3 protein-coding genes are annotated in these 12,933 nt (G+C 60.4%); 2 read left to right on the forward strand and 1 reads right to left on the reverse strand.

Going from position 1 to position 12,933, the window contains the following annotated elements; genetic code table 11:
• Positions 1-523: 523 nt before the first annotated feature.
• Positions 524-2,986, reverse strand: a complete 2,463-nt coding sequence (locus tag BGIM_RS53635; RefSeq protein ID WP_157369603.1) for a heme-binding protein — start codon at positions 2,984-2,986, stop codon at positions 524-526.
• 161 nt (positions 2,987-3,147) lie between these two features.
• Between BGIM_RS53635 and BGIM_RS0132820 the strand changes: the two genes are divergently transcribed.
• Together BGIM_RS0132820 and BGIM_RS65095 are read left to right on the forward strand one after the other, a co-directional pair.
• The gene (locus BGIM_RS0132820; protein WP_020473897.1) at positions 3,148-5,109 is read left to right on the forward strand and encodes a hypothetical protein; all 1,962 of its coding nucleotides are present in this window, start codon (positions 3,148-3,150) and stop codon (positions 5,107-5,109) included.
• A gap of 454 nt (positions 5,110-5,563) precedes the next feature.
• Positions 5,564-12,933: Ig-like domain-containing protein (locus tag BGIM_RS65095; protein WP_020473898.1), on the forward strand; the 7,370-nt coding region annotated here is incomplete at its 3' end.

The raw sequence follows: 12,933 nt of genomic DNA on the forward strand, positions 1-12,933 counted from the left end.
CCCGGAACCATCAACTAAAGATGATCTTAACCGCTCTCCGAAATGGAGTCTATCTTTTTCGGAGTGAAGAAGGCAATCCGACCTATCTGGCATGTTGGGCCAAAACACCATTTAGGCCACGTGGCTCATTTCAAATGATTGGGAATTAGATTTGAGCGGTTGCTTTGGGCCATTGAAAGCGCCTGCAAAAGGCCCCGGATTGCTCCAAAATCATCAGGCGACGTGTCGATTTGCCGGGGGTTTTGAAAAATAGTGTTCAGTTGGCCCACTGTTTTTGACCAGTTGGGTGGGTGTCCAACTGTCCAAAAATGGTCGCCGGACGACTGTTTTCGGTTGTTTTCGGCCACTTTTGGGTCGGGTTTTGACCAGTTTTCAAATCGTGAAACCGGGAACTCTGTAGCCCCATCGCCCAAAGGAAAATGCCGGTCCGTTCGATTGTTTTGACCGGGAGAGAACCCCTGGTCTTCACGTGTAACGTCTGGGGCTCGCTCTCGGTCGGGGCATGTAAAAGCCGCAACGTCTTTTACAAAGCTTCGGGGTTGCGGTTGAACTTCTGGTAAGGCAGTCGCACTCCGGCGTAAGTCACGCTGTCGGCATAGGTCACGCTCGGGGACTCGAAGCCCTGCTGGCCGGCGAAGGTTACCAAGTCGTCCTGATCCACCCCGTCGCCGGAAACGCCAAAGCCGCCGATCAGGCCCCGGCCGACTCCATAGAGGGGCGAACTGCCGGGGAAGAAGATGACTCCATTGGCGTTCTGAAGGTCCGACGTGTCGTGGAAATTAGTGCCGGGAAAGAACGAGTCATGACCGTACACACTCTTGTAGGCCGCCGCCGGGAGACGGGCTCCCTGCTGCAAGCCGGTGAAGGCGTTCGCGCCGCCGTCTTTCAGGATCGAGAACGGGCCGGGAGGCGCGCCGTCAACAGTGCTGGGATATCTCGGCAGGGCCAGGTAGCGGAAGGTGCGGCTTGAGAACGCGACGCCCGCCTTCACGCCCTGCAATTCATCGACAGATTTCAACTCCGTCGGGTCCGCGTAGTAGTTCACATTGCGGGCTTTCGCGACGGCCACGTCGATGGAGAAGATCGTGGCATCCGGCATTCGGTACAGACCGACAATGTTCCCGTCCTTGTCGGCGACGGCGAAAACCATCCGCGTCGAACTGTTCAGCGGCAAGCGGATCGCCGCCCGCGTGCGATTGGCTTGCGCAATGCCGTGCGAGATAATTTGCGTCACCTCGGCGGCCGTGATGCCGTTGCCGCTGTGCGGCGTCACCAGCCAGCCGGACGGCACGACTTTGCCGTCCAATAGTTTGACGGCCGGGTTGGGCGTCACCTGCAAGTTGGTTCCGCTGTTCGGATTTCCCTTGCCGAAGCCAAGCTGCGGAGCGAGGTCGAACAGCAATTTGACCCCTTGGGTGCCCTGCGGGCCGACGCCGTTGAGCGTGATCCCCACCAAGTCAATCCGGCCAAAGGGAATATCGAAGCCCGCCGGTTTTTGGACGCCGCCGAGGACTCCCACCGCCCGGCCGGCTCCGCTGCTGCCGCCGATGGCCGCCGCCGCGATGAGTTCCGCCTCCAAAGTCCGGTCCGGTTTCTTGGGGTCGAACGTGGCGCTCAGGCTGGAGTTTTCTTCGGTGGCATAACCCGTTTTGCCGGGGAAGAACACGCCGATGCCGCCGATCAGAGAGCCATTGCGGAAGATCGGCAGGCCGCCGGGGAGCGTGGCGATGCCGCGATTCTGATACTTTTGGGCCAGCGCATTGTTTCCTTTGTTGGGGTCGATGGCCACCCCATAGGAATCGAGAAATTGCAACGCCTGGCCGCTTGGGACGAAGTTTTTATCGATCCCGAACCGCTCCGTTGTCGCGGTGTCCAGCGAGATATCATCGGGGGTGCCGATTACCTGGTCCGGTCCGGGATTGAAGCGTCCGTCGCGATTTGAGTGCTCGATCCCGAAGAGATCCACTTCCGGAGTGTTCGGCACGCCGGGCGGGAAGTGCCCGCCGACGCCGACGGCCGCCACATAACCCGGTCCGCGCACTGTCGAGTTGACATCAGTGATGTTCGGGTTGGATTCGACTTCTCGTTGGGTGATCGTGGACTGGCTCAACTCCCCGATGGTTCGGGAGGTCAGCGGGGTGGTGGTGCTGGAGAAGAACGCCCCGGTGCGGGCGAGGGCCACGGCCCCGTCCACGGCAAAGACCAGCGTGTTTTGATTGTTCTGTACTTCCGGGGCCACGCCCCCTTCCACCCGCACGCCGAGGATGGTGCCGTTGCGATCCACGACGGCGATGATCGCATCATTGGACGAAGTGGCCGCCGCCGCCCGTTGCAAAATGGCGCCCACTTCGCCCTTTGAAATGGTGCCTTCCTTGAAGTTGGCCAGCGCCGGAATGGGGTTGTTCACCTGAAGGGTGGCCTGGGGGGTGGCCGACACGATATCCCCGATGGTGAGTCGTTGGGCCGTCGCATCCACGGCGTTGATCGTCACGTTATTCGCGCCCACGCCCCCCACCACCATGACGCCAGTGCCGCTCACGTTGATCGTGTTGACGTCGTATCCCCCGGCGACTTTGCTGGCGGCGCCGGACGAAATCAAGGTCGTCGGGCCGCCGCCGGCTTGCAGCATGTTTTTGCCGGTCCCGCCATCGATGAGCGCGCGTTGCGTCACAAGGGAGGAGACCTTCACAAGATCGTTTCCGGCCCCGGCGTTGACATTAATCAGGCTGACCGACGCCGAATTGTATCGGCCGATCACACCGGCGGTGGTGGTCACGATCACCAAGCCGCTTTCGGCGGTGATTTGAATGCGATCATCACCGGCTGTGCCGGTCACCGTGAGAGTGCCGGCCGCCAATGTCGCCGAGACTCCGGCGGCGGGATCGCGATGTTCGAGGGTTTCTAACTGGAGGCGAACCGGTTTTCGCTCGGCCGGCTTGCGCGCTGTCTCGGGCGCGGCGAGACCCAACCAGTGTTTCCACCCCATGATGATCTTCCCCCGAATGATCGATTCCCCGGCCGGCCACATACCCGCACGGGCCGGATTGAACAAGGGGAAACTCGTCTGGACAGTCATGAGAAGAGATGATAATTCACCGCCCGACTAGGCCCGCACTCGGGACAGGGGAACCCCGGGAACACACCCTCATGCCAATGGCCAAACGATCAGTCCGGTACTTTTTGGCCGCCTTGGCGCTGTGCGGAAGCGGCACGCCAACGCTGTCGGCCCGCGAAGAACCGGCCGTGATCCGCGAGCCGGATATCACTCCGGTGGTCGGGGAACTTCCCGTCGCTTTGCCGCCAGAGGTCTCGCCGGTGGCCGGGGAAACTCCCGCCGAATTGCCGCCGAAGTCGATGGACAAACCGCCGCCGCTTAACCGGCCGCTGGAACCATTTTCGGAGATGCTCAAGGAGATGCCGCCGCCGGGCAACCCGGAACCTCCGATTGACCCGCCGTTGGGTTTCGCCGGGAAAAGCCGCGTGCAGAACCGGTCCGGCAAGAGTGGCGAATTCCAGACAATGGAAGACCGCTGGCGGATCGGCTTCCCGGAATGGGACCGCTACAATCAGGGGTTTCCGTTCGGCATCGACTACCCGTACAAAGTCGGCGAAATCTCGGACCCGTACAACCAGAACGTACTGAAGGGTGACTACCCGATTCTCGGGCAGAATATTTTCCTGAACATCACGGGCACGTCCTCAAGCCTGTTCGAGTTCCGGCAACTCCCGACGGCGACGACGCCTTTTGAAAGCACGCGAGGGGACGGTCCCCGCGATTTCTTTGGGAAAAGCGGCCAGTTCGTCTACAACCAGTTATTTTTGGCGTCGTTCGATTTGTTCCAAGGCGACGCGGCTTTCAAACCGCCGGACTGGCGGGTGAAGCTGACTCCCGCCGTGAATTACAACGGCTTGGTCGCCCAGGAACTCGGGGTCGTCAGCCCCGACGTGCGCGATGGTTTGACACGTTATCGCGGCTGGGTGACGTTGCAGGAGTGGTTCGCCGAACTGAAACTGGCGGACACCAGCCCGCAGTACGACTTCGTCTCCGCGCGAGTCGGGGCGCAGCCGTTCACCAGCGATTTTCGCGGGTTCATCTACAGCGACACCAACGCCGCCATTCGCATCTTCGGCACCGATTCGGCGAACCGGGCGCAGTACAACTTCGCCGTCTTTCGCCAGTTGGAAAAAGACACGAACAGCATGCTGAACTCGTTTGAGTTCCGCAATCAAACGGTGGCCATCGCCAACTATTACTATCAGGACTTTATCTTTCCGGGGTACACGGCCGAGGCGAGCATCCATTACAACGAAGACGGCCCCTCGGCCATGTACGACCGGAACAAGTTTCTGGTGCGTCCGGACCCCGTGGGCGTGTTCCAGCAGCACCGCGTGCAGGCCGTTTATTTGGGAGCGGCCGGGGACGGTCACATCGACCGGTTCAACATCTCGAACGCCGCCTACTGGGTCTTGGGCCGAGACAGCCTGAACCCGCTGGCGGGGCGGGACCAGCGGATTAGCGCGCAGATGGCCGCCCTCGAAGTCTCCTATGACCGCGACTGGGCGAGATTCCGCCTCTCGGGGTTTTATGCCTCGGGGGACGGCAAGATCGGCAACGGGATCGCCACCGGGTTTGACACGATCCTTGACAACCCGGCTTTCGCGGGTGGAGAATTCAGCTTTTGGCAGCGCCAGCAAATCCCGCTGTTCGGGGTGAACGTTTCGCAGAGAAACAGCCTCGTGCCGGATTTGCGCTCCAGCAAGATTCAAGGGCAGAGCAACTTCGTGAACCCCGGCCTCTGGCTGGCAAACGCCGGGCTGGACCTGGACCTCACGCCGAAACTGCGGATGATTAACAACGCGAATTTTCTCTGGTTCGACAAAACGGCCGTGCTGGAGCAGTTCATTTTTCAAGGCCAGATGGACCGGGAAATCGGCGTGGATTTGAGCAGCGGCTTCGAGTACCGGCCCTTGCTCAGCAACAACGTGATCTTCCTGTTCGGAGCATCCACGCTCCTCCCGGCCAACGGTTTTCGTCAACTTTACAATCGCCTCACCGATCACCGAGGCCCGCTGGCTGCCGCGTTTATGGAAGTCGTGCTGACTTATTAAGCATGAACCACAATGTCTGCCAAAGTTGCAACCGTCATGCCGGACTTCGTCTTTTCGCCATTCCCTTGATGAAAAGGAATGTGGCCGAAATTCCAAATTTCTTGTTATTCAAAACATCGCACGATGCTATCTTTGCCGCCACACATCAGAAAAATTCCCGCATAATCCTATCGATTAATAATTGATTCATCTCTCTAACGGCAAAAACTTCGTTCCGAGCACAAGTTCGCCATCTTCATTGAAAACACTTTGTTTCCACTCTGAATGTTGGTTCGATCTTCACTTCGGCTTCCTTCCGTCCACTTATTCGGTTCGATAATGAGTCTTCATGCCGGTCAGAACCCCGGCCACAAACCCCCATAACGCGATAAGTTTGCGTTCTGTTCGACCGACCGCGCAACGTCAGTTGACGCGGTCTTGAGCATTTTACGCACCTTGCCGGAGATCCCGACTGATGCGACCGATTCAATGGCTCTCCCGACTGACGTCCGACAACGCCCGTCGTTCAAATCCCAGTCGAACGGTCTTGAGAATCGAGAATCTGGAAGCGAGGGAGGTGCCCGCTGACATTTCTTTCGCCCTCGGGGTTCTCACTTTCACGGCTGGCACGGGGATCAACAACAACACCTCGGTCACCATCTCCGGCAGTAATTTTGTTTTCAACGACACAGCCGAAACAATCACCAGCAGTGCGACAGGCGCCTCGGGCAGCGGCACCAACACCGTCACCATCCCGACGACGAACGTCACGGGAATCACCCTGAATTTGGGCACCGGAGCGGATGTGATTCCCGCCGCCGGGGTTGTGATTCCCGGCGTGCCGCTCATTCTTGGCAACACCGGAACGTCGCTGACCGTCAGCGGGCCAATCACCACGAATGCCGGAAGCATGTCGATCACCGCGACCAACACAATCACGTTGGGCGCGGATCTGAACACGACCACCGGCAACTTATCCATCTCCAGCGCCAACGCGGTCGCGTTGGGTGCGAATGTGACCACAACCACGGGCACGATCAGCATTGCCGCGAACACGGACGGAGCTGGAACGCAAGGTATTAGCCAGACTGCTGGTTTGATCACAACCACCAACACCACAGCCACGGCGGCGACGATTACCGCGAACACCGCCGGTGGCGGGACCGGAAGCATCACGGTTGACAATTTTTCCGTCGGAGCCGCGGCCGGCGGCAAACTGACTATCAACAGCAATGGCGGCAGCATCGTTTACGCCGGAACAACGGCGCTGACCACCTCGCAGCAGGGGTTGGCAAGCGGCGGCTCCGCTCCATCCACCGCACGTATCCTCAAGGCTCACGATTTTGCGATGTCCTCGCTCGCCACCGGAACCGGAGGTGTCGGAACCAGCGCCAGGCCAATTCAAACAGCTCTTTTTGCCAGCGGAACCGCCAGTTTGACGGCCGGCAGCGGCGGGGCCTACATGGTCCAATGGCCCACCGCCGGCAGCATCACCATGACTCTGAGCGGAGCCTCGGCCACCGGGGCGAGCGATGTCCGGGTTGTTTCCGGCAACGCCACCGGCAGCAATCTCACGATTAGCGGGAACGTCACGGCGGCCACCGGGAACATCTATCTGGCGGCGGACGACAATTTGGTCGACAACGCCGCCACCATCGGCGGGGCCGGATTCTCGGGAACCGTTTGGATGCAGGCCAATCGCGACGCCTCCACGGCAGGCCAGCCGATCACAATGTCCGCAACGTCATCCATCGTGACGAGCAACAAAACGAATGTGGTGACCGGAACCCGGACACCGACCACCCAAGCCGTCTATATGGACATTTCTGGTGATGCGACAGGCCCCTCATTGGTGACTCTCGGGAACATTACCACCGGCGACGGCGGCCGGATCGTTGTCAACTCGATCCCGAACGGGATCGTCGCCGAGGCTGGCAAGATTTCGATGGCCGGCACGAGCAATGTGCTGAACGCCGGGCCGACCGGGACCGTCGATCTGAAGGCTGGCATTTCGATCGCCACCCTGGCCGACACCATTGGGGCTTCCGCAACCCCGATCAAAGTGGCCGGCGGCAACGTGATCATCAACAATAATTTCGGCAACACCTACGTTTCCGGAACAGCTTCCACAACTTACACGGCGACTGTCACCAATTTAATAGCGGGTCAAACTGCCGCCCCGATAACCAACCTGGCCTCCGCCGGAACACTGACCGTCGTCGGGCCGATCACGTCCGTGAATTCCGGCGCGGTGTCTCTGACCGGGACCGGCGGAGTGGTGATCAACGCGGCGCTTGGCGATGCGAACACCGGGAACCTGACAATCAACGCCGGAAGCAATCCGGCCACCCTGAACACCAGCCTCACCCTGTCCCCGACGCAGGCCCTGTCCGTCACGGCGGCGAATGGTTTGGAAGTCAGTTCCACCGGGGTTCTGACCGGGACCGACGCGACAACCAGCGCCGGCGCGGTCACTGTCAACTCCGGCGGGCAAATAACTCCCGCCGGCACGGCGGCCATCGGCACGTTGAGCACCGGCAATCTGAAGATTGCTTCCGGCGGCAAGTTGCAGATGGAGTTGAATTCCTCTTCTTCTTACGACGCCCTGAATGTAAATGGCACGGTCGATCTCACCGGTTCCACATTGATTGCGAACGTCACCGGCTCCTTGTCGGTCGGCGACGCGCTCACCCTCGTGAACAACGACGGCGCCGACCCGGTGGTCGGTCAGTTTGCCACCGGAACCATCTATTCGGCCGCCAACAACGCCCGGTATCAATTTACAATCAATTATGCGGGCGGGGATGGCAATGATGTCGTCGCCACGGTCTCCAACATCGTCCAAACAAGCCTGCTTGACGTGACGGCCGATGGCATGGCCACGTTGTTTTCGGCCGACGGATTGAACAACAACCTGTCCATGACTCAGGACGGGGTTAATTACACCATCACGGACACCGCCGGGGTCATCACCCTTTCCCAAGGGGCAATCAGCGCCGGCTGGACTGGTGATGGCACCCAGACGGTCACCGGGCCGATTGCCGGGCTTACCGGGCTAACGGTAAACGTCGCCACGGGGTCCGACACGTTGAACAACTTCGACGCGGGGGCTCTTCCTCTTTCCATTCTTGCATTTGGGACGCTTGACATCGCCGGATTGGTCAAAACGACCGGCGCCTTGACTGTGTCCGGCCCCTCGAACATCACCGACACCACGGGTCTTGGCCTCCTTGGCTCGGCGGCCCTGAACCTGAGCGCGTCAAACGGTCTCGGAACGCCGGCCCAGCCTCTGAAAACACAGGCCGCGACAATCACCGCCTCGGCCGGAACGGGCGGGGTGTCCGTCGCCGAAGCCGACGGCGCCCATCTGTCGGTCACCACCACCGGCGATTTAAACGCCACGAACACGGCCGGCCCGCTGACAATCGACTCCGTCAGCGCGGCCAACATCAATGTGACATCCACCGGCGGAGATTTGATTGTTCCCAATGCGATTGGCATGACGACAGGCAACGTGTCACTTGCGACGGTGACCAGCGGCGTGTTAAACCTTGGCGGCACAATCACCACGACGACGGGCAATATCTCTCTCGCCAGCGCGGATGCGGTCACACTGGCGACGAACATCACCACGACCGGCGGCAATATTTCCATCGCCGGCTCGAATGCGGTCACGCTGGGGGCGAACATCAGCTCCGGCGCCGGCACCATTAACATTGCCGCGAACACCGATGGCGCCGGAACCGACAGCTTGTCTCAAACTGGCGGAACGATCACATCGACCAACACGACCACCTCGGCCGTGACAGTCACGGTGAACACGGCTGTCGGCGGGACCGGTGATGCCGTGTTGGACAGCACCTCCGTTGGAGTGGCCGCCACGGGCGGCACCCTGAACGTCAACAGCAACGGCGGCAACATCCTGTATGCGGGTGCGACGGCCCTCACGACCTCGCAACAGGGGATCGTCAACGGCGGATCGGCTCCGACTCGGGTGATCACTGCTCGAGATTATCGTTTCACCGCCACAGGCGCCGGCTCGATCGGCACCGACGCCCGGCCAATGCAAGTCTCTAACATCGGGACTGATAGCGGTGTCACTGGCGTCGCCAGCAATAGTTTGTTTAGTTTGAACGGAGGGGATGGCGGGGTTTACCTGACCAAATGGAATACGATTGACTTGACCCTGACCGGCGCCAGCGCCACCGGGACCGGGAACATTCGAATTGTCTCCGCCAATGCCAGTGGTGACAATTTGTACGTTACTGGAAATGTCGGCGCTGTTTCCGGGAACATTTACCTGGCGTCCGATGATGATGTTGGGATTCAGGGAACCTCGATGATCGGCGGCCCCGGCTTCTCTGGAACCGTGTATATTCAAGGCAACAGAGACCGCGGAAATCCACAGCCATTGAAGATGGACTCCGGCACGTCGATCATCACTAGCAACACGACCAATACGTCCGTGCCGTTGACGCAATTCCGCACCCCGACCACGCAAGCTGTTTATTTGGACATTTCCGGCGATGCCGGAACTCCCTCGGTAATCACGCTTGGCAATGTCTCCGCCGGGAACGGCGGCCGAATTGTCGTGAACTCTTCGCCAAATGCCTATCTCGCGACATCGCCCGAGACGGAAGCCGGTCAAATTCTGATGGCTGGTTCCGCCAATGTGCTTGATGCCGGGGCGACTGGAACCATCGAATTGATCGGTCGAAACACCGCCGCGACAGCGGCAGATGTCATCGGAACCGCCGCTTCCCCGGTCAAGGTGGCCGGCGGGAATGTGATTGCCAACACGAACTTGGGCAATACCTATGTGACCGGCCTGTCCGCGACGAACGTGACCTCCACGACGCAAATCAACACTGACGGAGCAACGGGCCAAACCGGCGCCACCACGACCACCCTGGCCACCACGGCGGGTGTTCTCACGATCAACGGAGCCACCAACAACGTGAACGGCGGGCCGATCACGCTCACGGGAGCGGATGGTGTGGTTCTAGCCGCCCAGCTTGGCAATTCAACCGCCGGGGCCATCGCCATCAACGGGCCGTTGAGCGGTTCCGGCAATATTGTCCTCGGAACGGGCGGCTTGACCGTCACCCAAAACACGGATTCAACATATGACGGCGTGATCAGCGGGCCTCGATCCGCCACCAAAGCCGGAACCGGCAACCTGACCCTGACGGCCAACAATCTTCACACCCTCGGGACCATCGTGTCCGCCGGGACATTGACCGTCGGCAACACCACCGGATCGGCCACCGGCACCGGGCCGGTCACCGTCGCGGACGGGGCTTTGCTCTCGGGCACGGGTTTCTCCACCGGCGCGCTGACTGACAGCGGTACGGTATCGCCGGCCGGGAATGCCATCGGCGTTTTGACGACCGGTTCTCTGTCATTCGGCGCCGCCGGGACACGAACCTTGGCGATTAACCTGAACGGCATGAATGCCGGAACCGACTATGATCAACTTCAGGTCAACGGGACCGTTGACCTGACGGGCGCCACGCTGGCGGTGACGACCCAAACGAATTTCAATCCGCCGGTCGGAACAGTCCTCACGATTTTGACCAACGACGGTGGCGACACAGTCACTCCCTTCACCGGCCTTCCCCAAGGGGGCGTGATCACCGTCGGCGCTCGCAAGTACGGGATCAGTTACATCGGCGGCGACGGCAACGATGTGACCCTGACGGCTATCAGCGGCCCGCCGGTCAACACCGTGCCGGGCGACCAAGCCACGAACGAAGACACGGATCTGGTGTTCTCGGCGGCGACCAGCAATGCCGTCTCGGTTGCCAACGACCCCGAACAATCCGGCAACCTGCGAGTGACTCTGACGGCCACCCAAGGTGACCTGTCACTGCCCGCCACCTCCGGTCTCTCCTTCACCGTTGGCGACGGAACGCATGACACCACGATGACATTCACCGGATCAGTCGCCGATATCAACACGGCGCTGGACGGACTCCGATTCTCCTCCTCCCAAAATCCGACCGGAACGGCAACGATCACCATCGCCACGGATGATCAAGGGGCGGGCGGGCCGACGATCCAGACCGACACCGATGTCGTGTCCGTGACGGTGACGGCCGTCAACGACGCTCCGGTGAATATTCTGCCTCCCGCGTTTGCCGCAACCGAAGACACTCCTGTCGTTCTGGCCGGTATTTCAGTGACGGACGTCGATTCCGGCTCTGGAAACGTTCAGGTCACTCTCTCGGTGCCTGCGGGAATCTTGAATGTGAAGACCGATGTCACGGGGGGAATTGCCTCCGGGGACGTCACCGGCAACGGAACCAACTCGATTGTGATCACCGGGACGACGGCCGCGATTAACGCCACCTTGGCCGATGCCAACGGGCTGACGTTCACGCCCGCCCTGAACGCCAACGGTTCCGTCAGCCTGACGATGCTCACGAACGACCTTGGGAACACTGGCAGCGGAACAGCCCTGACAGATTTTGACACGTCATCAATCGCGGTCGCCCCCGTCGATGACGCCCCGACGATCAATGATGTCACTCTTGGTTACAACTCATTGATGGTCAACGGAGCGACGGTTGGCACGGTGCCCACCGTTGAAGTGGACGGCGATTCGTTGACTTACGCCATTGTTTCCGGAAACGATAATGGTGCGTTTGCCATCGACAACAACGGAAAGGTCACCGTGGCGAATGCCACTGCCCTGACAGGGGCGACGTTCGCGCTGACGATCACTGCGACGGATAACACCGTCAGCCAGCTTTCGGATTCGGCGACAGTGACCATCGTTCCGAACGAAGTCCCGACGGTCACTGGCGGCGGCTTGCCTGATGTCAACAAAACCGAGAACGACCCGGCGTTTGACATTGATCTCTCGCCTTATTTCAATGACGCGGAAACCCCGGACGCCGATCTTGTCTTCACCGTGACGGGGAACATCCCGTCGGGAATTGTGACGACGAGCATCGCCGGAACGACGTTGACCGTCACTCCGCTGGCCCATCAGAACGGCACGGTCAGCATCACTGTCCGGGCTGCCGACAACATCGGCCAGTTCGTCGAGGAAACGTTCAATGTGATGATTGCCGCAGTGAACGACCCGCCGACGAACAATGTCCCCGGATCGCAAACCATCGACGAGGACACACCGCTCACCTTGTCCGGGACAAATGCCATCTCAGTGACCGATATCGACGCTGGTTCCGGGAATGTCACGGTCACGCTCACGGCGTTGAACGGGACGGTTTCCGTCGGCGGTCCGGCCTCCATCACAAACAATGCCTCGGCCTTGGTGATCGTGTCCGGCACAATCGCGGACATCAATACCACGCTCAACGGATTGGTCTTCACCCCGACACACGACTTCAACGGGGCCGCTTCGATCCAAGTGGTGACCAACGACAACGGGAACACCGGTTCGGGAATCTCCCTGCCAGTGATGGACACCGTGAACATCACGGTCAATCCGGTGAACGACGCCCCGACGCTGGATGACATCACGAATCCGGCGGCCATCGACGAGGACTCGGGCGAACAAACGGTCACGCTCACGGGCATCACGACCGGACCCGCCAACGAGTCCGACCAGACGATCATCTCCATCACCGCGACCTCCGGCAACACCCCCCTGATCTCCTCGGTCACCGTCATCGGCAACGACCTGAAGTACACGCCGGTGCCCAATGCCAATGGAACCGCCGTCATCACCGTCCGGGTCGAGGACGACGGCGGTGGAACCACGAACTTTGTCGAGAAGACATTCACCGTCACCGTCAACCCCGTCAACGACCCGCCGACGCTGGACGACATCACGAATCCGGCGGCCATCGACGAGGACTCGGGCGAACAAACGGT

It is taken from the genome of Zavarzinella formosa DSM 19928 (genome assembly GCF_000255705.1).
GTDB lineage: Bacteria > Planctomycetota > Planctomycetia > Gemmatales > Gemmataceae > Zavarzinella > Zavarzinella formosa.

What these genes read in the sequence shown, in the direction of transcription:
- BGIM_RS0132820 (WP_020473897.1), top strand. Translation starts at nt 3,148, where the DNA reads ATGCCAATGGCCAAACGATCAGTCCGGTACTTTTTGGCCGCCTTGGCG.
- BGIM_RS53635 (WP_157369603.1), bottom strand. Translation starts at nt 2,986, where the DNA reads ATGGGGTGGAAACACTGGTTGGGTCTCGCCGCGCCCGAGACAGCGCGC.